Consider the following 26,038-nt stretch of genomic DNA (forward strand, 5'->3'; position numbering starts at 1 on the left):
GAATTTTGCTGTGAGAGCGGCATGCTTACATGCTGGATTAGGAATTTGAAAGAATGAACATGCAGGGGATTGTATGGAAAAAGATCGATAAAATAAGTGCTTCCTTTCGTTCTGGTAATTGACCAGGACTTTTTTTTTACAAGAAAATCATGATAGCTTCATATTTTCTCATTACACTGACGGTAACAAGGAAATTATATGTAAAGGGGGATTTTTGTTGGCGGAAAAAAACTTTTTAGTGGATCATTTGATATCTGAAATTAAGAGTGGGACCTTTCAATTGGATAAAAAGTTACCTTCAGAGCATATACTCGCCGATCAATTTAATGTACCAAGAATGGTTGTCAGGAAAGCATATGAGCAGCTTCAAGATTTAGGCTTTATCTATTCGAAGCAAGGTAAAGGAAGTTATGTCCAGGAAACCAAGAAACAAATTCCGTTAATTCTATCCGGAGATGTCAGTTTCACCGAGAAAATGAAGGAATTCCAGTTTTCCTTTCAAACGAGTACTATTTTTTGCGAAGAAATTTCTTATGATCAGAAGATTTTTCGAAGCCTTGAGGTGGAAAGTGATGATAAGGTCTTTAAAATTGGCAGGCTTAGGTTAATGGACGATTTCCCGATTGCTCTCCATACATCTTTTGTAGCAAAATCAACATTTCCTGAAATAGAAAAGGACGGTCCGGATATAACCTCCATGTTTCAATATTATCGGCAGCGTGGCTTTGTAGAGTTCGGATCCAGCAGGAGCACGCTGAATGTGATTTTTCCCACTCTTTTCGAACGGGATATTTTGCAGTGTTCAAGTTTGATTCCACTTTTGCAAGTGGAATCATTATGCCGGGATAAGCGGAGTAATCAAGTCCTTGAGCACACGGTCATAATCTATCGGAGCGATTGTTTCACATATGTTATATAAAAACTTCCATTCCAGATATCGATCGAATTCACTAGTAAATGCTCTGAATTCACGAGTAAAAGTACGAAACTCACGAGTAAATGCCCCGAATTCACGAGTAAAGGTACGGAACTCACGAGTAAGTGCTCCGAATTCACGAGTAAAGCACGAAATTTGAATAGTGCAGGTCCGGTTTAACAAATTTCATACAAAGATTTACTCTTTCTTAACGTACGTTCACTTGGCAACAAGATACATTGAAGATGTTAGCTTGAAACTAAAACATTGGAGGCCAATGGAATGAGAAGAAGGGAAAGAACCGAGATTTTGATTCAAGGCTCTGAGGACATTGCGAAGGAATTTGCCAAGGAAATAGCCATGAAATATAAAGTTACCGTCATTCAAAAGCCAGAGAGTGCCCTTGTGTTGCTAAAGACAAGGGAAACGGCAAAAAAGAGCTTGTTTTATCTAGGGGAAATGCTGGTGACAGAATGCACGGTACAAATCCAGGATTCAATCGGGATTGGTATCGTTAAGGGACAGCGGGAAGAACTGGCACATAGTTTAGCGATCATTGATGCCGCTTATGAGGCTGATCTTGGCGAAACAAGGTCATGGTCACATGTTTTAGAAAATGAGAAGAAGATTATACAGAAAAATCTTCAAGAGTTTAATCGATCGATCTTAAGAACCAAGGTTAACTTCGAAACAATGGATGTTCAATAAGAGGGGGGAAAGCAATGAATTTGGATGTAGTTCATGATATACAAACTGTTTATAGAAAGCTTGTAACGGCGACTTCAAGACCTGGAACTTTAGTGGTTTTGGATAGGGAGGCCAGGACGTCGGATGTTCAAATGGAATGCTTATCTTCGACCATCCTGCTTGCACGAACGGTACTCGACCATGAAGTGTCATTTAAGGTCATTTCAAAGGCGGAGGAGGCCGTGTCAAGAATGATCAATCAGCTTACTTATTCAAAGCCTGTTGATTTGCCGGAAGCGGATTTTATCTTTATTTTACATGATGCCTCCGAAGAGCAAATGAAGGAAGCCTTGAATAAAGCAAAGGTAGGAAATCTTTTGAACCCTCATGAATCGGCGATGATCATTCTAGAAGTACCGGATGTTACGAAAGGGGACTCAATGATCCTTTCAGGACCGGGAATTCAAGACGAATCATTCTTAAGTCTCCCGAATGTCTCCGCCTGGCTGGCTGCAAGGAACGAAAAAAACATGGAATTCCCGTTAGGAATCGATATGTATTTTGTTGATCAACAAGATCGTTTAATAGCTTTGCCGAGAACGACTCAAATTAGAGAAAATGGGGGTGAGATTTTATGGGATATGTTGCAGTAAAGGGCGGAACAAAGGCGATTGAGGAATCCATCAAACGCTTAAAGTATGAACGGGTCAAAAAAGGGACGGCCATAGAACTGCATAAGATAGAAGCCGGGATGAGAGGATTGATTGATCAGGTTATGTCAGAAAGCAGTTTGTATGATCAATCACTGGCTGCACTTGCCATTAAACAGGCTGAAGGCAATCCGGAAGAAGCTGTTTTCCTCTTGAGAGCCTATCGATCCACTTTGCCGCGAAAACATGTTTCACGGGTGATCAGTTCTGAAAATATGAAAGTCGAACGGCGGATTTCAGCTAGTTTTAAGGATGTGCCTGGCGGACAGATTTTAGGTGCCACGACCGATTATACACATCGGTTACTAGATTCGGAGCTGGAAAATGAATCGGATATAAGCATTCAAGATTGGTTACGGGCTTTTCAAGAGGAAGATCATTTAACAGAAAATCAAAATGATAGTGCTGATTTAAACTCCCTGCCTAAAGTTTTGGACTACTTAAGAAGTGAAGGCTTATTAGCAAGCTGTGAGAACAATGATTTGCAGCCTGGGGATGTGACAAGGAAAAGTCTGGAGTTTCCTTCAATGCGGAGTGAACGCCTGCAAATTTTAACAAGGGGCCAAACCGGCGCAGTTACATCACTTGCTTATGCAGTCATCCGTGGATATGGTGCACTGCACCCGACAGTAGGAGAGCTGCGTGTAGGCCAGCTGCCCGTCCATCTCGATCACCCGCTGCTGGACGAAGGGCAGGAGGAAGATAGCTATTATATTGGGGACTTCACAGCAACTGAGGCAGAGATGCTCATTCCGCTTACGGTAGAAAAAGAACAAGGCAAAAAGGAAATAGAGTTTGAAGTTGGCTATGGCATGTGCATGGGACAAAATGAAACGAAAGCAATCGCTATGGGCATCTTGGATAATTGCTTGGAAAAACCAAACAAGGAGTTTCCAAGTCACAACGAGGAATTCGTTCTTTATCATATAGATTCAGTGGAATCGACGGGTTTCATCTCCCATTTGAAGATGCCTCATTACGTTACGTTCCAATCCAAGCTTGATAGCATTCGGAAGTCAAAAGATAAGACCACCAGAGCAGGAGGTTGGATTGCATGAATAAGACTTATAATTTTGCATTCTTTGATGAAGGGTCGAAACGGGAAATTAGAAGGGCAACACTGAAAGCGATTGCCATTCCCGGTTATCAAGTCCCATTCGCTTCAAGGGAAATGCCTATTGGACGAGGTTGGGGCACAGGCGGCCTGCAGTTGACATTGTCATTGATCGGAAAGGATGACGTCCTTAAGGTGATCGACCAAGGCTCGGATGAATCCGTTAATGCCGTTAACATAAAAAAACTCGTATCTGATACCACTGGGGTGAGGACAACGGATCGTACAAAAGAAGCCTCTTTAATCCAGTCAAGACACAGGGTGCCGGAAGTGCCGCTGCATCGGGACCAGATATTAGTTCTTCAAGTTCCGTTACCGGAACCTTTAAGGAATTTCGAGCCGAGCGAACATGAAACGAAAAAGCTGCATGCTGAGAGAGAGTATAGCGGAGCATGGCTTATATTATTTGAACAAATTATGAAGTACGGAATAATGGCGACGGATGCAGACCATCCGGTGATGGTTCACGACAGGTATGTCATGGCACCAAGCCCGATACCAAGATTCGATAATGCCAAACTGGACGGTAATGAAGCACTCATTTTGTTAGGTGCAGGCAGGGAGAAAAAGGTATATGCATTACCCCCATATACAAATGTATCATCTTTGGCATTTGATGATTATGAATTTGAAATCGAGTCCTTTGCAAATCATTCTTGCATCCTCTGCGGTTCCAATGATGTGTTTTTGGATGAACTTGTTGATGAGGAATCAGGGGAAACATATTTCCAATGCAATGATACAAGCAATTGCCTTGAAATGGTCAATCAAAAACAATCATTGGGAGTGAATTAAATGTCTGTGCTTGAGGTTCCCGTATTATCAGTTAAACAAATGAGCAAACAGTATGGTAACGGATGTTCGGCATGCAAACATATGAAATCAGGAAAAGTGACGAAAAACTATTGTCACGAATGCGGGACGGTTTATGCCTGCAGAGATCTGACATTCGATTTGTATCACGGTGAAGTTCTTGGAATTGTAGGGGAAAGCGGCAGCGGCAAATCCACTTTAATGAAAAGTTTGTATTTTGATGAAGAAGTGACCGATGGAGAACTGTATGTAGCTGGCTTTGAGGAAGGAAAAAAGAATGTATTCATGGAGTCTGCCCAGAAGAAAAGATACGTTCGAAACCACTTGATGGGGAAGGTTTATCAAAACCCGATTCTAGGGTTGAAAATGGATTTTTCCTCGATCGGCAATATTGCCGAAAAGTTGATTTCAGCCGGGAACAGACATGTTGGCAGCATGGAATCAAGAGGCGCCGAACTCCTTGAAGCAGTCAATATTCCGATTCATCGAATGACAGAAGAACCAAGGAATTTCTCAGGGGGAATGCAGCAAAGGGTCCAGATAGCCAAAGCATTGTCCAACAATCCTCCCATACTGCTTTTGGATGAAGTCACCACGGGTTTAGATTTATCAGTACAAGCAAGTGTATTGGATTTAATTAAAGGCCTCCAAAGAGATTTGAATATTAGCATGTTATTGGTATCCCATGATTTGGGTGTAATCCGAATGCTTGCAGACCGTACTCTCGTTATGCTGGAGGGTAAAATAATCGAGCGAGGTTTAACAGATCAAATACTCGAAGATCCACAGCATCCTTATACCCAGCAATTAGTACACTCGCTGCTGTAAAAGAAACGAAACCGAAAATGGGGGAAGAGACATTGTTACTGATTAAAAATGGAAAAATAATAACGGAAGACTCGATCCTGATGGACCATGATCTCTTTATTAAGGATGATAGAATTTGCCGGATTGCACCTGTGGGAGAAATCGAGAGAAGTCCTGGGATGGAAGTGCTGGACGCTATGGGCGGATATGTTTCACCAGGTTTCATTGATCTCCATTCAGATTATATTGAACATATGACTGCGCCGCGCCCGACTTCTTTAATGAATTTTAATTTGAGCTTAAGAGAAACGGAAAAGGAATTGATTACGCACGGGATTACGACCATGTTTCACTCTCTATCGCTCTATAAATCCACTGAATACGCATATAAGCCCATTCGGGAGCCGGAGAATGTAAGAAAGCTTATTGATTTGATCGATCAAACACATAGGATGAAGCACCTAGTGCGTCACCGGTTTCATGCACGTTATGAAATCGATAATTTGGATGATATTGATAGTCTAAGAGAATATGTTTTAGAAAAGAAAGTGCATCTGGTCTCATTCATGGACCACACTCCAGGACAAGGACAGTATCGGCATCTAGAGATTTATCGAAACACTTTAAGAGGGTATAACGATTATAGTGATGAAGCCATTGATGTCATGATCCGGACTCATCAAGTGAAAGAAAAGCTGACGATTGAAAGAATGAAGGAGATCGCACTGCTCGCAAGAGAAAACAATATTGCCGTTGCCTCACATGATGATGATTCAATAGAGAAGCTTGAATTGGTTCACAGCTTTGGAACGAGTATAAGTGAATTTCCAATCACACTTGAGATTGCCCGTAAGGCCCATGATATGGGGATGTATACTATAGCCGGTGCACCAAATGTGCTTTTGGGAGGTTCTCACAGCGGGAACTTAAGTGCCTCTGAAGCCATTCAGGATGGAAGCATAGACATATTATGCAGTGATTATTACCCTTCAGCCCTTCTCCATTCAATGTTTGAATTAGTCGAAAACCATGGGATGGATCTTGTCGATATGCTCAAGCTGGTTACGATTAATCCCGCAAAGGCAGTCAAGATGGAGGACGAAATTGGATCGATTCGCGAAGGGAAAAAGGCTGACATACTTATTATTGAAAAAATTTCTGGTGATTTCCCTGTAATAACAACTGTGATTGTAGATGGGAAATTGATTCAAAAAACGAATTACAGGATATAAATTCTAGAAAGCGGGTGGCAAAGTGGAGAACATATTGGAGATCAATGATTTATCCAAGTCTTTTATTTTACATAATCAACGCAAGAATATCCATGCGGTCAGCAATATTACGATCACCGTGAAAAAAGGCGAATTCATTGGCATTACAGGCAAGAGCGGCAGCGGAAAATCAACGATCCTAAAATCGATTTATGGTACTTATCGGGTTCAAGAAGGAGACATCTGGTATGACTCTTCCCGCTTTGGTGCGATTAATCTAGCAAAAGCAACAGAAAGGGAAATGATTTACCTGCGTAAGCATGAGATAGGCTATGTATCCCAATTTTTAAATGTCATGCCAAGAACGACAGCAAGGCAGCTCGTTACTGGGGCCATCTTTGAAATGGGACAAAACAGGGAAATGGCCAATATCGAAACAGAAAAAATCCTCGGCCACTTTGAAATAGGAAAAGAGCTATGGGACAGTTACCCTGCTACTTTTTCAGGAGGAGAGAAGCTAAGGTTAAATATTGCAAGAGCAATGGTGAAAAGGCCGCGGCTCCTCCTGTTGGATGAACCGACAGCAAGTTTGGATCAAGATTCTAAAGTGAAGGTGAAAACCCTGATGGAACAGCTAATGAATGAAGGAACGACAATGCTGGGCATTTTTCATGACTTGGAGTTCATGAATCGGTTAGTAACTAGAGAATATAGCATGCAGAATGGCTGTTTTACTCAAACTATTCAAAAAATTTAACGATGAATTCACATAAACTTTACTGAATATTCAGCCCCCTTAATGGCAGGTTAGTATTGTACCGGTATGGTTATATGTGAAGTGGCTGTAATGAGAAATGATCTTTTAATTGGAGGGGAGATTTAACGTGAAAAAATCGATGATGTCCATATTGATGTTAGTTATTTTACTGGTGTTCACAGGCTGTTCTTCTAGTAGTTCAACAGGTGCAAATGAAGATGATACATTGACCGTAGCATGGCTGCCAAATGAATCCGGGGAAGATTTAGGGGAAGCCCGCGATGAAATCGGGAAGATCTTGGAAGATGCCACAGGAAAGAAAGTCAAACATAAGACAACTACGGATTATAACATTGCAATCGAGGCCATTGCTAATGGAAACGCAGATTTAGCATTCCTGGGTGCACAAGGATATATTGAAGCAAACAACAAAAACGATAGTGTTCAACCCCTGGTTGTTCCAAGCGGTGAATCAGGTACGTTGGATGATGCAGTCTATAATAGCTGGCTGGCTGTCCAAAATGTAGATGACTATAAAATGAACGGCGAATACAAAATAGACGGTATCCAAGGGAAAAAGTTCTCTTTCGTATCAAATAGCTCTACATCCGGCTTCAAAGTTCCTTCCACCGGAATCGTTGATTATTTTTCACAGCAAGATAAATTCAAGGAATTAAAGGCCGAGGATTTATTGGAAGGCGGGAAAGATAAATTCTTCAGTGAAGTGCTTTATGGCGGTTCACACCAAGGTTCGGCTGTAAATCTTTTGACAGGGAAAGCGGAAGTGGCAGCTTTTTGTGATACATGTGTCAATAATTATGTGGAGCTGGCTGATGGGGAAGAGAATAAAGCAGGTGCTGTGTATAAGGTAAAGAAGGATGCAGCTGAACCCTTCAACACAGTTGTGGGTAAGACATTCTCACTCATTTCAGTGACTCCAGTTTTGAATGCACTTTTCGTTGTTAACACCGAATTAGTCAGTGAGGAAACACGTGAAAAAATTCTTGAAACGTTGATGTCTGATGAAATAGCTAATAACGAAAAAGTTTTTGTACCGGAAGATTCTAAGTTATCAGGTCTATTTAAACGGGTGAGCGGAAAAGAAAGATTGGTAGAAGTCGAGGATGACTGGTTCAATCCAATTCGGGAATTATCTAAATAAAGGCAGTAATTTGTAGGAGGATCATACATGAAAACATTATTGGAAGTGAAAAATGTCTCAAAACATTTTGGAAATGGTACAAAGGCGTTATCCAATATTGACTTCACTGTGAAAGAAGGAGAGTTCGTTTCGATCATAGGGCCATCCGGAGCAGGGAAATCAACTCTCCTTCGATGCATCAACAGGATGATCGATGCTTCTAGCGGAGAAATCATTTTTGATAATGATCATGTATACAAGGTGAATAAAAGGGAGTTAAAGAAAGTACGCAGGAAAATAGGGATGGTTTTTCAACATTACAATCTCGTAAATAGATTAAGTGTGATTGAAAATACCCTGCATGGACGATTAGGCTATAAATCTACATTGGCTGGAATCCTTGGGCTTTATAGTGAAGAGGAGAAACTTCAGGCTGCTAAATTGCTCCAAATTCTCGGTCTTGAAGATCTAATCTATAAAAGGTCCGATCAGTTGAGCGGAGGACAGAAGCAACGGGTTGGCATTGCACGGGCGCTTATCCAAAATCCTAAATTGCTATTATGCGATGAACCGATTGCCTCTCTTGATCCGAATTCTTCCAAAGTGATCATGGACCATTTAAGGGATATCTGCACTTCCATGGGAATCACAGTAGTGGTCAACCTGCATCAAGTCGATGTTGCCCTTAAGTATTCGGATCGAATCATCGGTGTGAATAGCGGCAAGGTTGTTTTCAATGGCACAACTCAAAATATAACCTCAAATGATATCCATCAGATCTATGGATCAGATGAAGGAAAGTTGATTTTTGATTTGGGAGGTTCCCATGCCGGCTGATGTTTTTGCAAAAAAGAGAAGAAATTCACTACTATTGTTTTTGCTTATTGGGGCTGCGACGGCAATTTCCATCATCATTACAGAATTCAGCATAGCAAAAGGGGTTACTTCGGTTCCTAAGGCCATACAATGGTCGTTATCGAATTTCTATCCAACAAAGGATTCCCTTGCCAAACTCCCAGACATTTTGGTAAAGCTGAAAGAAACACTTTTAATATCCGTTGCTGCAACCACATTAGCGGGAATATTGGCCTTTGTATTTGCGATATTGGGTTCCAATACGACAAGGGTGAATGCATTTTTTGGAGGTTTTAGCCGTGGGATAGCCGTTTTATTTAGAAATATTGATGTCTCAATATGGGCATTAGTTCTGCTATTCTCATTTGGACAAAGTTCCTTGACTGGTTATTTTGCCTTGTTTTTCGGATCTTTCGGTTTTTTAACAAGAGCTTTTATTGAAACGATTGATGAAGTGAGTTCAAGCTCTGTAGAAGCTTTGCAGACAACCGGCGCAAGTTATCTAACCGTCATTTCGCAGTCTGTTATTCCTTCGACAATTCCGCAAATGATCAGCTGGGTACTTTTTATGATTGAAACGAATATCAGGAATGCAACATTGGTCGGGCTGCTTACAGGATCGGGCATTGGTTTTACGTTTAATCTGTACTATAAAAACTTGAGTTATGACATTGCCAGCCTTGTCGTCATTACGATCATCATTTCGATATTATCTATTGAATTGATCTCAAATTATGTGAGGAGGGTGATTTTATAATGCAGGCAGAAGGTCCAATCAAACCATTTCCTGCTCCTACTGGCCAGGATTTAGATAAAATGCTACTTGAACGATTATCGAAAAAGCCCTTCTCGAAAGCTTCAATCGCGATTAGGTTAAGTATGCTGGTACTGGCAGTTTTGACCATATACGCTTTTTCCAGTTTTGATTATAAGGATGTTAAACTGTGGGACGCGCTGTCATTGACTGCCGACAATTTGAAGACCATGTTTTTTGAACCGCATCTGAAGCACTTTACCTTTTCACAAGCGCTTTATCAGGTGTCGATTACACTAGGTTTAGCCTTCTTGACAACAATATTTGGTGCGATCATTGCCCTGATGTTGGGACTTTTAGCGGCTGGAAATATCTCGTCCAAGCCATTATCGATTATCATAAAGGGATCGGTTGCCCTGATTAGAGCCGTTCCTACCGTGTTATGGGTCCTCATTTTTGCAGTCGCAGCAGGGCTGGGCAGTGTAGCGGCCGTTATAGGGATGACGTTTCACTCCATAAGTTACCTTGTGAAGGCCTACTCGGAATCCTTCGAGGAAATTGATAAAGGAGCTATAGAGGCCCTGCAAGCAAGCGGAGCGAATTGGTGGCAGATCGTGTTCCAAGTCATCATTCCATCTTCGATCACTTATATCATTTCGTGGACCTTCATGCGCTTTGAAATCAATTTTGCAGTGGCGGTCGCAATGGGCGCAGCGGCAGGCGCAGGAGGAATCGGCTTCGATATGTTCATGGCAAGTGGATTTTACTTTGACTTGAGTGAAATTGGAGCAATCACTTATTTTATCCTGATCATCGCAATCTGTCTTGAAATCTTCGCAACACAAATCAAAAGGAAACTAAAAGTATCATCTTGATACTAGAATGCTGGTTAGGGAAATAGGGGCTCTGCCAATCTATCAACTTGGTGCAGCCCCCGACAGTCACGTTCGTTTCATAGCATGCATGAAAAAAGACCACAAAATGACGTGGTCTCTTTGTTTTGTTTAAAAAGTCTCCGGCTGATTATCTAATTTGTCATGAAAGGCTTATATAAGGGCGGTCTTTATTTCTTGAATCTGTTTGATATGCCTTTGTTCATGTAAGGATAATAACTCAATCCATTGATCCAATGAGAGGTCCCCGAACAGGGGATGTTTGGCTTTCTTTCTATTTAACAGGATATCTGAATCCATATCATAAAGAACCTGTAATAATCGATCCCTTGATTCTGCCAGCAAATCCATGAGGCTCGATAATTGAAATGGGGCTGAAGAGGGTGAAATGGCCTCAGGGGATGAGAATTTCCTTGTTCTATCAGTAACGAAGTAAATGTTTTTTTGAATGATATTATTAAAATCCCTTTCCCGAATGCCATTTGCTATAACTTCGGTAAAAACCTGCTCCGTAAGATATAAATGATGGCAAATTTGGGCGATGTTCCATACTTCAGGCACAGGCTTATGGTGGAGCGTTTTTTCATCCAACTCCGTAATTTCCTCAATTAACTGTTTTCTTGATTCAAATAGCAAATCATACTCGATATAATTCATGAGAACTCCCCTTTTGTGACACTTCATATGAAAGCATCACTGAATTTTTTGATCTAGGAAAAAAAAAGGGATATCTGATTGCATAAAGAATGCATAAAAACTACGGAAAATACACCTGATTTAAAGTGGATTCATGATGATTGAAGGAGTGTGACACTATGTTTTGAAGCATGGTTTCTAATGTTTCATTGGTATTCATAATTTTGAGGAAGAAATACAGAGCTGGAGTCAGGTCTGTATTTCCAGGAGAATCATTATTTCAGGAGCGTTGTTACCCTAATGCCTATGCACATTACTTAAGTTTATGCCTGTAATTGACGCATTACTTGGTTAACGGAAACCTTAATGGGATGGATATCTTTTGAATTCCATAATAAAAGTCCTTGATTAAGTGAAATGAAGTAAATGGCCAGTTCCAATGGATCACCATCCACAAAAATTCCATCCTGCTGTCCTTTACTGATAATACGGGCAATCCCTCTCATGGCTGCGGCATACTTTTGATTCAATTCTTGTTTAATCTCACTGGATAGCGTGTCAGAATGTTGAGCTTCAATAACAAGAACACGGCGGTCCAAGGCTTCCTCTGGTGAACCGGAAAAAGTAAGTTCAGTGAACCAAACCAGTTGATCCCACGGTGTGCCTTTTCTATTTTCCGCTTCATTCACTGTTTCGATAAACATATCCAGTACGTTCAAGATAATGGAAACGTAAATATTCTCTTTTGATTTGAAGTAATGGTAAAACAGTCCATGACTTAAATTCACGGATGAAGTAATATCGCTGATTTTCGTTGCAGCAAAGCCCTTGCGTGCAAAAATCTTCAGTGCAGCACTGCTGATTTCTTCATAGCGTTGATCTCGGATTATCTTAAATTGTTCATCGTTTTTTGGAGCCATCGTTGATTCCTCACTTGCTGAATAATATTTCATCATTGTTGCAATGGGCTTATTTTAAAAAAAAGACCGGTTACGAAATTTTTCCGTTTCATAAACACTCTACCATATAAGTTTATCAAAAAAAATAGTGATGGGGCTTTTTAACATTCACTAACTTATTTCGATAGAAAAGGGAGGATATCCTCGTTCTTCAGCAAATACTTTTTTGATTGACTTACAAGTCAACGTTTTATATTATGGGTTCATGCTAATGTGCATATTCATGATACGGATATAAAAATATGCATAGAGGAGCATTTCATAGCATTTCATAGCATTTCAAAAAATACATGTATTAAAAAGGGGATAGAAAAATGAGTAGACTTCAAGGGAAAACCGCTATCATCACTGGGGCTGCTGGCGGTATTGGTAAAGGTATGGCCATGGCTTTTGTTAAAGAAGGAGCAAAAGTGGCGATCATCGATTTAAATGAAGAGCTTGGGAACCAAACCATAAAGGAATTACAAGCATATCAACCAGAATCCATATTCATCCAAGCTAATCTTACAGAGCTTGACAAATTGGCTTCAATCGTTAAAGAAGTGGCTGATAAATTCGGGAAAATTGATATTTTGGTAAATAATGCACACGCATCAAGAATGGCTTCCATTGCTGACACAACACAAAAAGAATTGGATTTATCCTTTAATACCGGATTCTATCCAACCTTCTACTTCATGCAGGCTGCGTTGCCTTATTTAAAAGAAACACAGGGCAAAATCATCAACTTTGCATCAGGTGCCGGGATCAATGGTGATGTCAATCAAGGTTCGTATGCAGCAGCAAAAGAAGCAATCCGTGGAATTACCCGTGTTGCCGCAAATGAATTCGGTCCATTCGGCATCAATGTCAATATCATTTCACCGATTGCCAAATCACCAGGCATGCTTCAATGGGCAGAGGAGCAACCAGAATATTATCAAAAAATGCTTGCGAAAATTCCGCTAAGAAGACTTGGTGAGCTTGAAAGTGACATCGGACGTACAGCTGTATTCTTGGCAAGTGAGGATTCTGATTATATTACTGGTCAAACAATCATGGTGGATGGCGGTTCCATTAAATTACGTTAAGCGGATGATTTGCCTTTGTATTGGATATGGATTCTTTAAAGATAATCGTGGATAAGGTGATTGAGAAAAATCATTTAAGTAAAAACGGCTATATATTTTTGGCGTACCCCAAGAAGGGGAATAAAAAATATGCTACATATATTCATCGTAATGATCTGATGCAGGGCCTTGGTGCGGATGATGAAGGGTATGTCGGCTCGAGTGACCTGAAGTTTGCGCGTATGGTTGGGTTGGATGATGTCTTTACGGTAGTCGGAATGAAAGTAGACTCAAAAAATAGAAACCGTCCATCTACCAAAGCAAGCCAATCAGTAGATGATTATATCGGCATGATTTCTGAAATTGAGAAAGATTTGCAGGACTCCCCTGATTTGCTTGCGTTCTATCAATCACTTACGCCAGGGTATCGCAAGGATTGGGCCCGTTACGTGTATAGTGCAAAACAAGAGGCGACACAAGTGAAACGGCGCCAGGAAATGAAAACGATTTTAGGAGAAGGTTACAAGAGCAGGGATCTATATCGAAGGAATAAATGAGGGGGGGAAATGTCTTCCATTCTCTTTTTTTCTGTTCTGTTCACCCTATCAAAAGCATATACTAGACCGAATCCAAACTTAAATCGTAATTATTATGATTTGCGAGGTGGTTAAATATGCTTTTGAAACGCTACACGGGAAATTTGCTGTTATTGATTCTGCTGTTTTTGCTGCTGGCATTCTTTTTTCTAGGCGATGTGTTCATTCCCAAAGCGATTGATTTCTCCGACTACCCGATGCTTCACTCTGTGTTCGTCGTGTTTTTGGGATTGTTTTTAGAATCGATTCCTTTCCTGTTCCTCGGGGCCATTGCTTCATCATTCATCCAGTTGTTCATCAGTGAAGAAATCATTCAGCGGATGATACCCAAAAGACCCCTGACGGCCATTTTTGCCGCGATAGCGGCGGCGCTGATCATTCCGGTTTGCGAATGTGCAATCATCCCGGTCGTCCGGAGATTGATTCAAAAGGGTGTCCCGGTCCATGCAGGTGTGGTCTTGCTCGTAACAGCCCCAATATTGAATGTCATCGTGTTTGGCTCAACTTATTATGCGTTCCAAAATAATCCGTCCATTCTATATGGAAGAATCATCCTTTGTGTCCTGACGGCCATAATCGCAGGTTTATTCATTCATATATTCAGCACAAAAGATGTGGTGAAAGAGGACAAGGTGGAACTGATACAAGGGCATGAACATAATATTCAGTCCAGTAAATGGACAAGCTTCATTGATCATACTTCGCAGGAGTTTTTTATGGTCGGCAGATACTTTATCCTCGGGGCCTTGTTTGCCAGTCTATTTCAGGTGTTCATGGATCGGTCCGTTATGGCCGATATTGGTCAGGCGCCAATAAAAGGCACGGCGTTGATGATGGGAATTGCGTTTGTGCTTTCACTCTGTTCATCAGCTGATGCATTCGTAGCGGCCTCCTTTTCCCATAGTTTTCTGCCAGGCTCGATACTGGGATTCCTTGTATTTGGTCCCATGCTGGATCTGAAAAATGTTTTGATCATGATGTCCTGTTTTAAACGGAGCTTCGTCGTCACGTATGTCCTGCTTATTTTCGCAGTCGTCTTCAGCCTATGCCTGATTGCAGGCGGATTGATCAGTAAGGGGGGCTTCTGATGAAACGTTTTTTTATCCAAAGACTTGAAGGGTTGCTGCTGCTGGGATTGGGCCTCATGATCTTTAAATTGTATGTTTCAGGATATTTAACGAAATTGATTGCACCCAAGATGGTCCCATATGCATTGGCGGCACTTTTTGCTTTTTTAGTGATCAGCCTGCTCCGAATGAAAAAACAAAAACAGGGTGAACAACATTGTGATTGCGGATCGAATGGGGAGTCTTCCTCCTCCGCACTGGTCCTGAAATATAGTTTGTTCTTCCTTCCGATTCTTCTGGGCTTCATCCTGACCGACTTTACATTAAGCGGGGAAGTGCTGGCGAAAAGGGGGATGGCGAAGCAGCAGGCACAGATGGTAAGTTCATATGATTCAGGGAAACATGCGAATGGGGAGAAAATCTCCGTAACCGATGATAATTATTTTGAAGTACTGGATGATTTACTGAACAACCTCGATACGATCGAGGGGAAGGAAATAGAGATTTCCGGATTCATATACCGTGAGGATACATTTACGAAAAAACAAATGGCCATCTCCCGCCTCTCCATGTCCTGCTGTGTGGTCGATGCGACGTTATACGGATATATGGTCAACGGGAATGTGGAAGGAATGAAGACGAATGATTGGTATACGATTACAGGGACATTAAAAAAAGGAAGCTATAAAGGGGAACCCGTACCGGTGATCGATTTAAAAGATTCGAAGAAAATAAAGGCACCGGAAGAAGCTTATTTATATGAAAATGTACAAATCATTCAGTAGTATTGGAAAACCCGGCAAAAGGATACTTTGCCGGGTTTCGGTGCCGAAAGGGGGATATTATTTAGCGGAACCCGGAAACGGACGTAAAATCGTGCGCTGCAGTCGAAAAAATCGAGAAACGGCGGCATTTGTTCGGGAGCAAGTAACATAGTATAATGGCCTTACCATGGATAAGAGTGTAAGGGGGGATAATCTTGTCTTCAAGTAATCGAAACAATCAAATTGGACCGCCGCGGTTTGCCATTGCCGTTCACTCTTTGGTTTGTCTCGCACAAAGCGAAAAGCTCCTGACAAGTTCGGCAATCGCCTTAAAGGTGAAGTCACACGCCACTTTTTTAAGAAGGGTGATGGCACAGCTTGCAGCTGCGGGGATCGTCGAAACAAAGGAAGGACGGGAAGGCGGTTATAGTTTGAAGGTGCCTGCCTCTCAGCTTACTTTGGCCGATGTGTATCAAGCGGTACGGCCGGAATGTCTTGTTTGTATGGAAACGAGCGAATGCGGAGAGATTGGGAAACAGCTGGATACGGCTTTGGAGGAAATCATGAACGAAGCCGAAAAGGAAACATTGCGCCTGCTAAAGGGCTATACCTTGGAAGAATTCATGAAAAAAGTCGACTTCACCAATTTTGAAAACGAGTGTCTGGGCTAATATCCTTGCAAGAGGATACCCAGGATTATATAATGTGCTTAATGCAATTGCATTTAAAATGAGGAGGTATTTACATGAAGGTGGAAATTTGGTCGGATTATCAATGTCCGTTCTGTTATATAGGTAAGCGTCGATTCGAAGAGGCTTTAAAGCAGTTTGAAAATAAAGATCAGGTAGAGGTCTCATTTCGCAGTTTTGAGTTGAACCCAGAGGCTGAGCGGGATATCAATATGACTCAAAATGAAATGCTGGCCAAGAAATACGGCATGTCTCAAGCGCAGGTGGAAGCGAACAGCCAAAACCTGACTCAACAGGCTAAAGAATTGGGACTCGATTATCATTTGGACAAAGTGGTCTTAACGAATTCGTTCGATGCACACCGCTTGATGCACTTTGCTGAATCAAAAGGTAAAGAGAAAGAAATGAATGAACGACTATTTAAAGCTTACTTTACGGAAGGCAAACATATTGGCGATCACGCTACATTGGCAAGTTTGGCTGAAGAGGTTGGCCTTGAAAAGTCCGAGACGGAGTCCATGCTGGCAGGAACGGCATTCACGGCAGAGGTTAGGGGAAATGAGCAAGAAGGAAGCCTGCTTGGAATTACAGGTGTCCCATTCTTCGTCATTAATCGCAAATATGGAATCTCCGGCGCCCAGCCAACGGAAGCATTCCTCGATACGCTAAAAAAAGTATGGGCTGAGGAAAATCCGCTTACGATCGTGAATGATCCAGCAACAGGCGACGCTTGTACGGACGGTTCTTGTAACGTAAAGGAAAAATAGAAGATGAAGAAGGAGACCTCAAACTGGGGTCTCCTTTTTTTACTTAAAAAGGAAATGTCATGTATGGCAAAGAATATAGTGTACAGGGTGGCTTTTCCAAAAAAAGTCCGAAATGAAAGGGAGTTAAAAGATGTATACAATGATTGGAATACTAGTCTTCGTGATTGCATGTGCAGTAATTGCCAAACTAATTTCCTATAAAAATTGGACATGTATTTATACAGCATTCGGGAATGAAAATTATTATAAGGCGGTTGCGAAACTGGAAAGGGAAGGGATACCATTCAAAACGAAAACTCCTATGAATTTAGGCACTGAAAACTTTCAGAATCGCCATGAAACCACTCAATATGATGTTTTTGTAAAAAAAGAACAGGAGCATATTGCCCAAAGGGCGATAAATAAGAATTAACAAAGGCAAAATCATTGAAAATTGCTGTCCTGAAGGCAGCTTTTTTGTACTGGCTGAAAAGATAAGATGAGGGAATTGAAGCAGGCCATGTTTTGCTTTTTTGGAAACTCACGAGTAAAAGCCCAAAACTCACGAGTATCTGCTCCAAACTCACGAGTAAAAGCCCAAAACTAAAGAGTATTTGCTCCAAACTTATGAGGGCGGGACTTATGAAAAGCAAAATGCTGCTAATCCATCTTTCCACTAAATTTATATAAAATAAAAGAAAGAAAAAGCGTTGTTTTTGATATGGAATCAGTTTTTTATAGTTTCAAAGACTGAAAATTTGTATAATGGGTGAGATGGATTTAATTGAATGTACATATAGGAGGGGCATGGATGAGTAAGCTTGATGGCAGGACCGTTGCTTTATTGGGGGCACGGAAGACGGAAGAACTTAGTAAAATCGTTCAAAATCTTGGGGGAGTCCCGCTTGTTCGCCCGGCACAGGGGACGGTTTTCCTTGATGATTCCCATTTGGAAGAGGATGTCACCCGGTTGATGGCAGGGGAGTTCGATTGGATAATTCTCACGACGGGAGTGGGGACGGAATTATTATATAAAACGGCAGTGAAGATGGAAGCGGGAGATCGTTTCATAGAGGCTTTGCAGTCTATGAAAATTGCAGCTAGGGGCTATAAAACGGTGAATATGCTGAAAAAGCTTGGCCTGCAGCCATTAATCCGTGATGATGATGGCAGTACGGCAGGGCTTGTTCGCAATCTGGAAGGCCATCTGCCTGGAGGTGTAAAGGCCGCTTTGCAGCTTCACGGCGATCCGGCGCCTCTTTTGATGAATTGGCTGGATGAACAAAAAGTGGAACATAAAGAAATCCTGCCATATGAACATATAGCGCCTGAAAAAGAAACGATGCAGCAGCTGATCCAAGAAATCCTTGAAGGCAAAATCGATTCGGTTGTGTTCACGAGTGCACCCCAGCCGCGAAATTTAATGAGATTTGTCCGTGAACAAGGCGTGGAGGATAAGATAGTCGGCCTGTTTGCATCAGATGTAATTGCTCTTGCGGTCGGAAAGGTAACGGCGCAGGTGGTGATCGATGAAGGGATTGAGCGGGTTATATATCCTGAAGATCAACGGATGGGCAGTGCGATGGTGGAGCTGGTGAAATATTATCAGGGAATGGCAAGCAGATAGGGGTGAGTGCGGCATGACCAAGGGCAAGGTTTATTTTGTTGGTGCAGGTCCGGGTGATGAAGGCCTGATTACCGTAAAAGGCCAAAAAGCGATTGAAAAAGCGGATGTCATTTTATATGATAGGTTGCTAAATCCCAAACTGTTGGAGGCTGCCGCCTTCGATTGTGAATTGATATATTGTGGCAAGACACCTTATGCTACTGGCATCAGCCAAGGGGAAATCAATGAGCTGCTTGTTTCCAAAGCACTGGAAGGGCATCGGGTCGTCCGTTTGAAAGGCGGTGATCCTGCCGTTTTTGGAAGAGTCGGGGAGGAAGCGGAATCGTTGAAAGATGAGGGAATCCCATTCGAAGTCATTCCGGGGGTTACGTCCAGCATTGCTGCATCCATGTACGCAGGAGTCCCCGTCACACATCGGGATTACGGACGTTCCTTTGCGATGGTGACGGGCCATGACCAAACGAAGAAGGATATAGATTGGAATGGGCTTGTGAGTATAGATACGGTTGCCTTTTATATGGGTGTGGCCAACCTTCCGTCTATCCGCGGGAATTTGATCAATCATGGAAAGCCAGGGAATACACCGGCACTCGTCATTCAATGGGGCACTTATGGAAGACAGGAAAGTGTCGAGGGGACCTTGGATGATATCGTCGAACGGGTAAGTGGAAGGTCGCTTGGCAATCCTGCAATCACCTTGGTCGGGGATATCATTTCACTAAGGGGAAAACTGCAATGGTTCGAAAGGAAGCCGCTTTATGGACAACGGTTTTTAGTGGCCCGGACGGGGACGGCAAAAAGTGCCTTGGCGGAAGCCCTGTATGAACTTGGCGGCGAAGTTATCGAGTTTCCTAAATGGAATGCGGCAAAAGTGAAAATAGAAGAAAGTCAGCTGCTCGCTTTTCTTTCGTATGATCGAATTCTCTTCACCTCGCCTGAAAGTGTCCATGGATTCTTGGATTCACTCATTGAACAAGCTATTGATTTCCGTCGGATTTCTTCAAAACTATATGTGTTATCAAGGAAATCGAAAAAGGCTTTACAGCAACGGGGTCTGACGGCCGAGCTCAAATCCGGGATGCCGGATACCGGAACACTGTTAGTTGTTGGGGATCGAAATAGAGATCTTAGAGATCCGGCACATGGGGACGGAGACTATATTCAATCAATCGCTAAATTTGTCGATGAAAGATTCCTTGAAATCTTTCCGAGAATGCTGGATGGGAAAGCTGTAGGAACGGTACTATTTTCGAATCGGCATTCAGTCGATATGCTGATGCAATATGGGAACAAGGCAGACGTGGATGTTGAAGCGCTGCTAAAACAAGCCTCCATCGGGGTGATCGGGGAAAGTACCGGCAATAGACTTCAAGACTATGGATTTACATCTGATATGATGCCGAAAGAACCGTCTGTCGAACAATTGGTGGATTTGATCGTGAATAGGAATGTTTGTTAGACTCTGATAAAAACAGAGTCTATTTCCTTTGGAGGGCGTCGTTATTCACCTTCTATTAATATTGTTGGCGTTCAGTGTTGGGGCCAATCGTGTTATCATTTAATTACGGGACATCACGGAGTACGAAAAGCCCTCACTTACTGCTTTTATTGGCCGGAATTCATTCAAGGACAGGAGGTGACTTCATGTTTAATATTGGTGATATTTTATGGCAATTATTCTACCTTGCCCTACTTGTTCTGTTATTCTTTATGGTTGTGAAGGCGGTCCGTTTCTTTATAAAGCATATGACAAAAATGAATAACCTGGAAAATAAAAGAGATGAATTACATGAACGATTGAAAAAGAAGGATGAATGAGGGCGAGGCAGGGGGAGCGTTAAACGGATTTGGACGAATTCACCAAATGGACACTCAACTTTGAGGAGTAAGGAATAAAAGTCTTTTATTCCTTCACAGATTGGGTATTATATATACGTGACTTTTCCAGGGAGGCGAAGTAAATGAAACGGACATGGGAATACGTATTAAGTATCATAGGCGTGAGTATCGCTGCGATTTTTTTAATCGTGACGATCATAGCGGCCGTCTATCTCAACAGTATCGATTTGAAAGAAATGATGGACTACTCATTAATGTCAGATTCTGAGTTTTCCTCGTCTGAGGTAGATATGTCAATCAAGTTATTCATGGGCATGCTTTGGGTGGGGATCATATCGCTGTTCATTGCCTTGGCAGGCGGTTTGATCGCTATCTTTCTATTAAAGGGCGGCAAGGCGAAGGGAGCCGGAATCTTATTGATCATTACGGGCATTCTGACGATTTTTCATGTTTGGCCGCTTATCTTCTTCATCATACCGGGTATCATGTGCCTTGTAAGGAAGCCGAGGGAAACGGTGGAAGTGATCGAATGATCCGGCATCATACATAGTTTTGTGATTTGAAAACAAAGGAGCTTTCCCGATAATGCGGGTAAGCTCCTTTTATGCTGTAAGGATATTTTAGGAGAAAATACCTTATTATACCTGAAATCACCAGTCTATCATGTTACTATTATTATAGATTTAAATATAAATAGACTGGAGTTCGATCGATGAAGATACCTTTAATGAAGATTGGGGCACTGACCTGTTTAACGTTTGGTTTGTTCAATGGACAGGCTTTTGCGGAGTCTGGAATAACCAATGCGTGTTCATCATTCGGTGAGATTCAACCCAATGAAAATCCTTCCCATAAGCAGATCAACTGCTTACTGACGAATGCGGCAATAGAAGCTGAAATCCCCCCTGAAGTGGTAAAAGCGGTGGCTACGCAGGAAAACGGGGATTGGAGGCAATTTAATGAGGATGGTAAACCGATTATATCCGACGATGGCGGCATCGGTCTAATGCAGCTTACCAATAAAAGTGGGTATGACCAGAAAAAGCTGGAAAATGATATAGTCTACAATATCGGGGCAGGTGTCGAGGTCCTGAGTGGCATGTATTCAAGAAGGGATTTGCCCAAGATCAAAGGTGCAGGACGCAGGGTCATCGAAAATTGGTATTTCCCTGTCATGGCTTACAATGGGACAAAACCTGTGAACAGTCCCCTTTACCAGGAAAACGGGAAAATAAATGTGAATGCGTACCAAGAGGAAGTTTTTGCTGAGATAGAAAACCAAAGTTATTTGAATGATACGAAACTGGCAAAATATCCATTCAAAACTTCTGACTTTCAATATGATCGGGACAGCAAGGAAAATATCGTCTTTAAAAATCTTGAATACACCTTGACAGATCAAACGCATGACTCTGTTTATTGGTTCAGGGCAGGAGACAAAGTGGTGACGACAGAGAGCGCGAATATCAGGAAAGAAATAAGCACTACGGCAGGTGCAGTAACTGTTCCGCCCAATACAAGCTTGATCATCACAGGGGATTTTGACTATCACGAATCTAAGGGAAATAAATTTGTCTTTTATCCCGTACAAACGGAAGATAAGAGTATTAAGGGGTATGTTTCATCGGCTTACATCTCCAATCGGCCATCGATTGTCAAGGATACGAATAAGCCTGTGATTTCAGGGACTGCCGGTAAATCAATTCCATTCAACTCAGCTTTCAATCCTAAAACCGGCGTAAAGGCGAAGGATGATAAAGATGGTGACTTAACGAATGTCATCCGCGTTGAAGGTAAGGTCGATACCAAGAAAGTGGGCACCTATAATTTGACTTATACGGTAGCTGACAAAGCTGGGAATGTTTCCAAGGTCACAAGGAAAATAACCGTTCATGATCAAGTCAAGCCTGTGATTTCAGGTGCCGGGAACAAAACCATCAAACTTAATTCTTCATTCAATCCAAAAACAAACGTGAGTGCCAAGGATGATGCCGATGGAAATTTGACAAGTAAAATCAAAGTGACGGGTACAGTCAATACGAAGAAAAAGGGGACCTATACATTGAAGTATACGGTCACAGATTCATCGAAAAATGCGGCGACGGTCACAAGAAAGATCACGATAGATGGCACCAAGCCAGTCATCTCGGGAGCCAATAGTAAAACCGTTGGCTATTATTCGACATTCAGCCCTAAATCGGGCGTATCTGCGAAAGATAACCTGGATGGCAACATGACAAGTAAAATAAAGGTGACAGGTACGGTGAATACAAAGAAAAAAGGTACGTATACATTAAAGTATACAATCATTGATTCATCGAAAAATACTGCGACTGTCACAAGAAAGATCACGGTAGACAGCACAAAGCCGGTCATTTCCGGTGCCAAGAGCAAATCCATTGCGTATAACTCGACATTCAATACTAAATCAGGTGTATCCGCAAAAGATAATCTTGATGGAAGCTTAACAAGTAAGATCAAAATAACAGGGACTGTGAATACGAAGAAAAAAGGCACCTATACATTGACTTACACAGTTACGGATAAATCGAAGAACAAGGCGGAAGTAAAAAGGAAAATCACCGTTAAATAGAAGGCCAAAAAGGATTCCCTGAATAGGGGAATCCTTTTTTTTTGATGCCTGAATGTGTTTGGCTGAAAGATAGGCATATATAATAGTAGAAAGTGTCTTCAAGGGTGGAGTGAATATTGATGAAAATGTTATAATTGTAAAAACATGTAATGAAGAGTGATCTGAAAGGGGATTGTTTATGGGCAAAGAACACGGGCATGTGAACTGGATGGATCAAATCTTTAAGGAATATGAAAGAGAAGGCGGGCTGAAGAATAATCCTGGCTTTGGTAAACCGCTTCCGGAGTCGGCACTGTCGGGAAATATATATGACAACTTCTTGACGAAGGCCAAGGATGCCGGCTTCCTACCGCTTTGGATAAAATGGCAAAAAGAAATTCGGGAAGAGCTAGCCGAATTGGTTCGATTGAAAAAAATGAATGGAACTGAATCTGAATTGATGAAACGAATGGATGAAATAAATGAGAAAGTCCGTACATATAATGCGATTTGTCCAACCCAAATGCAGCGCAGGGAAATAGAGTGGGAAAGCATCGAAATCCAGTATGAAAAATGGAAGTAAATGATAATGTGTAAAATGTGGGTATTTGTATGAAGTGATCATGAAAGGATTATGTTATAATGGCATGAATAAAAAACAGAGAGAGGGACTTCGATTGGAAAAAAGAAAAGAAGTTTTTTCATGGATAAAAGCGATATTGATTGCAGTCATTCTAGCTTTTTTAATTCGAACGTATATTTTTGCACCGATTGTCGTGGACGGTGAGTCAATGATGCCGACTCTGCAAGACCACGAAAGAATTGTTCTTACCAAGTTTGGAACGAATATCGATAATATAGACCGGTTTGATATTGTCGTTTTTCATGCAACGGTAGATAAAGATTATATAAAAAGGGTTATCGGTCTGCCAGGTGACCATATTGAATATAAAGACGATACGCTTTATATTAATGGGAAGGCTTATGAAGAACCATACTTGGACAAATATAAGAATCAGATGGCATCAGGTATGCCGCTGACTGAATCCTTCAAGCTCGAAGATATTACAGGCAGCATGACAGTGCCGGAAGACCAGTTGTTCCTTATGGGGGACAATCGCCAAAATAGTTTGGATAGCCGTGAAATTGGCACGATATCCGTCGATGAAATCGTGGGCAAGGCGAATCTAGTGTATTGGCCGATCAATGAAATAAAGATTGTGAAATAAGAAGAAGCGGACTCAGGTATCGAGTCCGCTTTTATTGTTGCCGATTTTCATCCGTAAAGAGGAAACTGTCATACAGGTATTTCAACAAAAAACGTGTCCATTCTTCTTTTTTTTCTATTTTTTTGTGAAAATCAACTCATTTGGGTTAAATTAGGTTATCCTATTAAAAAGAAGTAATCACGTTACCCAGGCCCGCCTAAGAAAATGGATTACTTTAATAAAGGGTGCTGAGATGGAGTACTTTAGATGGATATAGTAAAAGATTTAATATCAAACTATGGTTATTTTGCGATATATGGATTGTTGGCCATTGGGATTATTGGCTTGCCGGTACCTGATGAGTTCATGATGACATTTGTCGGCTATTTGTCATCCATTTCCGTTTTGAATGTCCAGGGAGCATTCCTTGTCAGTTTCCTTGGCTCGATATCCGGGATGCTTGTCAGTTATTTCATCGGGAAAAAGGTGGGGAAGCCTTTTTTGAGGAAGTATGGTAAGTGGATCAAAATGACCCCCGCGAGGTTGGAAAAATTGGAGAAATGGTTCAATAAATACGGTCCATGGACGATTATCATAGCCTATTTCATTCCAGGAGTCCGTCACTTCGCCAGTTACATTTCCGGTATGAATGGAATGGGGAAACGAAAGTATTTTATCTTTGCAGGAGCAGGGGCATTCAGCTGGTGTTTGGTATTTACGACTTTTGGCTATTTCATCGGTGTGTTAACTTAACTCATTACAACTTACAAAATTTCTTTATTGAATCAGAAAATCCCGTTTCTGAGTATTAGAAACGGGATTTTCCATTCTGCTTTTATTATTGAGCGGAGTATCCGCCGTCGATGACAAGCTCGGCACCAGTTACGTATGAAGCTTCATCGGATGCTAGATAAAGCACGGCATTTGCAATATCCGCCGGCTGACCCAAACGTTGTAATGGAGTAGCCTTGATCATTTGGTTCACTAACTCTTTTGATTCTTCTAATTTTTGAGTCATCGGTGTTTCGATGATACCAGGGAATACGGCATTGACACGGACGCCCATGCGGCCATATTGCGTTGCGGCAGCCTTGGAAATAGCACGGACGGCACCTTTTGAAGCTGAATAAGAGTTTAAGCCCATTCCGATTTGAGCAGTAAAGGAAGAAATGTTTACAACTGCGCCTTTCCCTTCTTTAGCCATGTGAGGAACAACGTGTTTCATTCCAAGGAATGGTCCGAATCCATTGATGCCTAACATTAGCTGCCAATCGGCCAAAGTCGTATCGTTAATGCCTTTTTCCGTTGAGATGCCGGCATTGTTTACCAAAATGTCGATTTTGCCAAATTTAGCGATAACTTCATCCGTCACCTTTTTCCAGCTTTCGTCTGAAGATACATCAAGTACAGTTCCATGGACGTTATCCAGTTCATTTACGGCAGCTACAGCTTTTTCATTGATATCGGCAGCAATGACTTGAGCTCCTTCTTTTTTGAATAGGTCTACCATTTCCCTGCCCATACCAGATGCTCCGCCAGTGATAATGGCTACTTTATCAGTCAATCTTCCCATCATGATCACTCCCAATTAGTTGTTATAACGATGAATATATGTTCAAGCATAGTTC

At 41.7% G+C, this 26,038-nt stretch carries 30 protein-coding genes; 27 read left to right on the top strand and 3 right to left on the bottom strand.

Going from position 1 to position 26,038, the window contains the following annotated elements; all coding sequences use genetic code 11:
• Positions 1-217: 217 nt before the first annotated feature.
• The 12 genes from ACZ9AO_RS20100 (at position 218) to ACZ9AO_RS20155 (ending at position 10,640) form a co-directional block, all read left to right on the top strand.
• Positions 218-919, top strand: coding sequence for a GntR family transcriptional regulator (locus ACZ9AO_RS20100; protein WP_249595081.1), 702 nt, complete (start codon positions 218-220; stop codon positions 917-919).
• A 279-nt stretch (positions 920-1,198) separates the two neighbouring features.
• Positions 1,199-1,624 (top strand): phosphonate C-P lyase system protein PhnG, encoded by a 426-nt coding sequence (gene phnG, locus ACZ9AO_RS20105; RefSeq protein WP_048685602.1) that lies wholly within the window; start codon positions 1,199-1,201, stop codon positions 1,622-1,624.
• A gap of 14 nt (positions 1,625-1,638) precedes the next feature.
• Positions 1,639-2,256, top strand: a complete 618-nt coding sequence (gene phnH / locus ACZ9AO_RS20110; protein ID WP_476110053.1) for a phosphonate C-P lyase system protein PhnH — start codon at positions 1,639-1,641, stop codon at positions 2,254-2,256.
• Complete coding sequence (locus ACZ9AO_RS20115) at positions 2,238-3,371, top strand: carbon-phosphorus lyase complex subunit PhnI (RefSeq protein WP_476110055.1); 1,134 nt, start codon at positions 2,238-2,240, stop codon at positions 3,369-3,371. The genes phnH and ACZ9AO_RS20115 overlap by 19 nt, the downstream gene beginning before the upstream one ends.
• A complete protein-coding gene (locus ACZ9AO_RS20120; RefSeq protein ID WP_476110057.1) occupies positions 3,368-4,222 on the top strand; it encodes an alpha-D-ribose 1-methylphosphonate 5-phosphate C-P-lyase PhnJ in 855 nt (284 codons plus the stop codon). Before ACZ9AO_RS20115 ends, ACZ9AO_RS20120 begins: the two co-directional genes overlap by 4 nt.
• Positions 4,223-5,068 carry an ATP-binding cassette domain-containing protein gene (locus ACZ9AO_RS20125; RefSeq protein WP_476110059.1) on the top strand — a complete coding sequence of 282 codons (846 nt, stop codon included), beginning with the start codon at positions 4,223-4,225 and terminating at the stop codon, positions 5,066-5,068.
• Positions 5,069-5,100: 32 nt separating this feature from the next.
• Positions 5,101-6,279 (top strand): phosphonate metabolism protein PhnM, encoded by a 1,179-nt coding sequence (gene phnM, locus ACZ9AO_RS20130; protein ID WP_251544330.1) that lies wholly within the window; start codon positions 5,101-5,103, stop codon positions 6,277-6,279.
• A 22-nt stretch (positions 6,280-6,301) separates the two neighbouring features.
• The gene (locus ACZ9AO_RS20135; RefSeq protein ID WP_251544327.1) at positions 6,302-7,015 is read left to right on the top strand and encodes a phosphonate C-P lyase system protein PhnL; all 714 of its coding nucleotides are present in this window, start codon (positions 6,302-6,304) and stop codon (positions 7,013-7,015) included.
• 127 nt (positions 7,016-7,142) lie between these two features.
• Positions 7,143-8,177 carry a PhnD/SsuA/transferrin family substrate-binding protein gene (locus tag ACZ9AO_RS20140; RefSeq protein ID WP_476110062.1) on the top strand — a complete coding sequence of 345 codons (1,035 nt, stop codon included), beginning with the start codon at positions 7,143-7,145 and terminating at the stop codon, positions 8,175-8,177.
• Between the two features lie 27 nt (positions 8,178-8,204).
• Positions 8,205-8,993: a phosphonate ABC transporter ATP-binding protein gene (phnC, locus tag ACZ9AO_RS20145; protein ID WP_048685586.1), complete on the top strand. Its 789-nt coding sequence runs from the start codon at positions 8,205-8,207 to the stop codon at positions 8,991-8,993.
• On the top strand, positions 8,983-9,768 hold the full coding sequence (locus ACZ9AO_RS20150; protein ID WP_048685583.1) for a PhnE/PtxC family ABC transporter permease: 786 nt from the start codon (positions 8,983-8,985) through the stop codon (positions 9,766-9,768). Before phnC ends, ACZ9AO_RS20150 begins: the two co-directional genes overlap by 11 nt.
• Before the next feature lie 59 nt (positions 9,769-9,827).
• Positions 9,828-10,640 carry a PhnE/PtxC family ABC transporter permease gene (locus ACZ9AO_RS20155; protein WP_251544342.1) on the top strand — a complete coding sequence of 271 codons (813 nt, stop codon included), beginning with the start codon at positions 9,828-9,830 and terminating at the stop codon, positions 10,638-10,640.
• A 171-nt stretch (positions 10,641-10,811) separates the two neighbouring features.
• Here the strand turns inward: ACZ9AO_RS20155 and ACZ9AO_RS20160 are convergent, their stop codons facing one another.
• Together ACZ9AO_RS20160 and ACZ9AO_RS20165 are read right to left on the bottom strand one after the other, a co-directional pair.
• Positions 10,812-11,315 (bottom strand): DinB family protein, encoded by a 504-nt coding sequence (locus ACZ9AO_RS20160; protein WP_057276759.1) that lies wholly within the window; start codon positions 11,313-11,315, stop codon positions 10,812-10,814.
• Positions 11,316-11,617: 302 nt separating this feature from the next.
• A complete protein-coding gene (locus ACZ9AO_RS20165) occupies positions 11,618-12,214 on the bottom strand; it encodes a TetR/AcrR family transcriptional regulator (protein ID WP_251539831.1) in 597 nt (198 codons plus the stop codon).
• A gap of 353 nt (positions 12,215-12,567) precedes the next feature.
• Between ACZ9AO_RS20165 and ACZ9AO_RS20170 the strand changes: the two genes are divergently transcribed.
• The 15 genes from ACZ9AO_RS20170 to ACZ9AO_RS20240 all read left to right on the top strand — a co-directional run bounded on the left by ACZ9AO_RS20170 (position 12,568) and on the right by ACZ9AO_RS20240 (position 25,163).
• Entirely contained in the window at positions 12,568-13,323 is a 756-nt protein-coding gene (locus tag ACZ9AO_RS20170) for an SDR family NAD(P)-dependent oxidoreductase (RefSeq protein ID WP_251539830.1), read from the top strand.
• Positions 13,324-13,349: 26 nt separating this feature from the next.
• Positions 13,350-13,859 carry a YdeI/OmpD-associated family protein gene (locus tag ACZ9AO_RS20175; RefSeq protein WP_251539849.1) on the top strand — a complete coding sequence of 170 codons (510 nt, stop codon included), beginning with the start codon at positions 13,350-13,352 and terminating at the stop codon, positions 13,857-13,859.
• Positions 13,860-13,975: 116 nt separating this feature from the next.
• The gene (locus ACZ9AO_RS20180) at positions 13,976-14,986 is read left to right on the top strand and encodes a permease (RefSeq protein ID WP_476110066.1); all 1,011 of its coding nucleotides are present in this window, start codon (positions 13,976-13,978) and stop codon (positions 14,984-14,986) included.
• The gene (locus tag ACZ9AO_RS20185) at positions 14,986-15,750 is read left to right on the top strand and encodes a TIGR03943 family putative permease subunit (RefSeq protein WP_063594433.1); all 765 of its coding nucleotides are present in this window, start codon (positions 14,986-14,988) and stop codon (positions 15,748-15,750) included. The genes ACZ9AO_RS20180 and ACZ9AO_RS20185 overlap by 1 nt, the downstream gene beginning before the upstream one ends.
• 194 nt (positions 15,751-15,944) lie before the next feature.
• Positions 15,945-16,400 (top strand): RrF2 family transcriptional regulator, encoded by a 456-nt coding sequence (locus ACZ9AO_RS20190; RefSeq protein WP_251539828.1) that lies wholly within the window; start codon positions 15,945-15,947, stop codon positions 16,398-16,400.
• Positions 16,401-16,474: 74 nt separating this feature from the next.
• Positions 16,475-17,185 carry a DsbA family oxidoreductase gene (locus ACZ9AO_RS20195; RefSeq protein ID WP_095394304.1) on the top strand — a complete coding sequence of 237 codons (711 nt, stop codon included), beginning with the start codon at positions 16,475-16,477 and terminating at the stop codon, positions 17,183-17,185.
• A 130-nt stretch (positions 17,186-17,315) separates the two neighbouring features.
• The gene (locus tag ACZ9AO_RS20200; protein WP_251539827.1) at positions 17,316-17,597 is read left to right on the top strand and encodes a hypothetical protein; all 282 of its coding nucleotides are present in this window, start codon (positions 17,316-17,318) and stop codon (positions 17,595-17,597) included.
• A 378-nt stretch (positions 17,598-17,975) separates the two neighbouring features.
• Positions 17,976-18,791: a uroporphyrinogen-III synthase gene (locus ACZ9AO_RS20205; RefSeq protein ID WP_476110070.1), complete on the top strand. Its 816-nt coding sequence runs from the start codon at positions 17,976-17,978 to the stop codon at positions 18,789-18,791.
• 13 nt (positions 18,792-18,804) lie between these two features.
• Positions 18,805-20,250 carry a uroporphyrinogen-III C-methyltransferase gene (gene cobA, locus ACZ9AO_RS20210; protein WP_476110072.1) on the top strand — a complete coding sequence of 482 codons (1,446 nt, stop codon included), beginning with the start codon at positions 18,805-18,807 and terminating at the stop codon, positions 20,248-20,250.
• Between the two features lie 185 nt (positions 20,251-20,435).
• Positions 20,436-20,609 (top strand): hypothetical protein, encoded by a 174-nt coding sequence (locus ACZ9AO_RS20215; RefSeq protein WP_153246136.1) that lies wholly within the window; start codon positions 20,436-20,438, stop codon positions 20,607-20,609.
• A 143-nt stretch (positions 20,610-20,752) separates the two neighbouring features.
• Positions 20,753-21,163 (top strand): DUF4064 domain-containing protein, encoded by a 411-nt coding sequence (locus tag ACZ9AO_RS20220; RefSeq protein ID WP_251539823.1) that lies wholly within the window; start codon positions 20,753-20,755, stop codon positions 21,161-21,163.
• 179 nt (positions 21,164-21,342) lie between these two features.
• Positions 21,343-23,223, top strand: a complete 1,881-nt coding sequence (locus tag ACZ9AO_RS20225; RefSeq protein ID WP_476110074.1) for an immunoglobulin-like domain-containing protein — start codon at positions 21,343-21,345, stop codon at positions 23,221-23,223.
• A 178-nt stretch (positions 23,224-23,401) separates the two neighbouring features.
• Positions 23,402-23,785, top strand: coding sequence for a DnaJ family domain-containing protein (locus ACZ9AO_RS20230; RefSeq protein ID WP_251539821.1), 384 nt, complete (start codon positions 23,402-23,404; stop codon positions 23,783-23,785).
• Positions 23,786-23,879: 94 nt separating this feature from the next.
• A complete protein-coding gene (gene lepB, locus ACZ9AO_RS20235) occupies positions 23,880-24,431 on the top strand; it encodes a signal peptidase I (RefSeq protein ID WP_251539820.1) in 552 nt (183 codons plus the stop codon).
• Between the two features lie 246 nt (positions 24,432-24,677).
• Complete coding sequence (locus ACZ9AO_RS20240) at positions 24,678-25,163, top strand: DedA family protein (RefSeq protein WP_251539819.1); 486 nt, start codon at positions 24,678-24,680, stop codon at positions 25,161-25,163.
• A gap of 85 nt (positions 25,164-25,248) precedes the next feature.
• On the opposite strand, the gene ACZ9AO_RS20245 is transcribed toward ACZ9AO_RS20240, so the two are convergent.
• The gene (locus ACZ9AO_RS20245; RefSeq protein WP_476110077.1) at positions 25,249-25,983 is read right to left on the bottom strand and encodes an SDR family NAD(P)-dependent oxidoreductase; all 735 of its coding nucleotides are present in this window, start codon (positions 25,981-25,983) and stop codon (positions 25,249-25,251) included.
• Between the last annotated feature and the right edge of the window lie 55 nt (positions 25,984-26,038).

This window comes from Peribacillus sp. TE19612 (assembly GCF_056279465.1).

Coding starts and splice junctions, on each gene's coding strand:
- ACZ9AO_RS20185 (WP_063594433.1), top strand. CDS start 14,986: ATGAAACGTTTTTTTATCCAAAGACTTGAAGGGTTGCTGCTGCTGGGA.
- ACZ9AO_RS20150 (WP_048685583.1), top strand. CDS start 8,983: ATGCCGGCTGATGTTTTTGCAAAAAAGAGAAGAAATTCACTACTATTG.
- phnH (WP_476110053.1), top strand. CDS start 1,639: ATGAATTTGGATGTAGTTCATGATATACAAACTGTTTATAGAAAGCTT.
- ACZ9AO_RS20125 (WP_476110059.1), top strand. CDS start 4,223: ATGTCTGTGCTTGAGGTTCCCGTATTATCAGTTAAACAAATGAGCAAA.
- ACZ9AO_RS20220 (WP_251539823.1), top strand. CDS start 20,753: ATGAAACGGACATGGGAATACGTATTAAGTATCATAGGCGTGAGTATC.
- ACZ9AO_RS20175 (WP_251539849.1), top strand. CDS start 13,350: ATGGATTCTTTAAAGATAATCGTGGATAAGGTGATTGAGAAAAATCAT.
- ACZ9AO_RS20225 (WP_476110074.1), top strand. CDS start 21,343: ATGAAGATACCTTTAATGAAGATTGGGGCACTGACCTGTTTAACGTTT.
- ACZ9AO_RS20240 (WP_251539819.1), top strand. CDS start 24,678: ATGGATATAGTAAAAGATTTAATATCAAACTATGGTTATTTTGCGATA.
- phnC (WP_048685586.1), top strand. CDS start 8,205: ATGAAAACATTATTGGAAGTGAAAAATGTCTCAAAACATTTTGGAAAT.
- ACZ9AO_RS20115 (WP_476110055.1), top strand. CDS start 2,238: ATGGGATATGTTGCAGTAAAGGGCGGAACAAAGGCGATTGAGGAATCC.
- ACZ9AO_RS20165 (WP_251539831.1), bottom strand. CDS start 12,214: ATGGCTCCAAAAAACGATGAACAATTTAAGATAATCCGAGATCAACGC.
- ACZ9AO_RS20215 (WP_153246136.1), top strand. CDS start 20,436: ATGTTTAATATTGGTGATATTTTATGGCAATTATTCTACCTTGCCCTA.
- ACZ9AO_RS20195 (WP_095394304.1), top strand. CDS start 16,475: ATGAAGGTGGAAATTTGGTCGGATTATCAATGTCCGTTCTGTTATATA.
- ACZ9AO_RS20155 (WP_251544342.1), top strand. CDS start 9,828: ATGCTACTTGAACGATTATCGAAAAAGCCCTTCTCGAAAGCTTCAATC.
- ACZ9AO_RS20120 (WP_476110057.1), top strand. CDS start 3,368: ATGAATAAGACTTATAATTTTGCATTCTTTGATGAAGGGTCGAAACGG.
- ACZ9AO_RS20180 (WP_476110066.1), top strand. CDS start 13,976: ATGCTTTTGAAACGCTACACGGGAAATTTGCTGTTATTGATTCTGCTG.
- ACZ9AO_RS20170 (WP_251539830.1), top strand. CDS start 12,568: ATGAGTAGACTTCAAGGGAAAACCGCTATCATCACTGGGGCTGCTGGC.
- ACZ9AO_RS20205 (WP_476110070.1), top strand. CDS start 17,976: ATGAGTAAGCTTGATGGCAGGACCGTTGCTTTATTGGGGGCACGGAAG.
- ACZ9AO_RS20160 (WP_057276759.1), bottom strand. CDS start 11,315: ATGAATTATATCGAGTATGATTTGCTATTTGAATCAAGAAAACAGTTA.
- ACZ9AO_RS20200 (WP_251539827.1), top strand. CDS start 17,316: ATGTATACAATGATTGGAATACTAGTCTTCGTGATTGCATGTGCAGTA.
- ACZ9AO_RS20245 (WP_476110077.1), bottom strand. CDS start 25,983: ATGGGAAGATTGACTGATAAAGTAGCCATTATCACTGGCGGAGCATCT.
- phnG (WP_048685602.1), top strand. CDS start 1,199: ATGAGAAGAAGGGAAAGAACCGAGATTTTGATTCAAGGCTCTGAGGAC.
- cobA (WP_476110072.1), top strand. CDS start 18,805: ATGACCAAGGGCAAGGTTTATTTTGTTGGTGCAGGTCCGGGTGATGAA.
- ACZ9AO_RS20230 (WP_251539821.1), top strand. CDS start 23,402: ATGGGCAAAGAACACGGGCATGTGAACTGGATGGATCAAATCTTTAAG.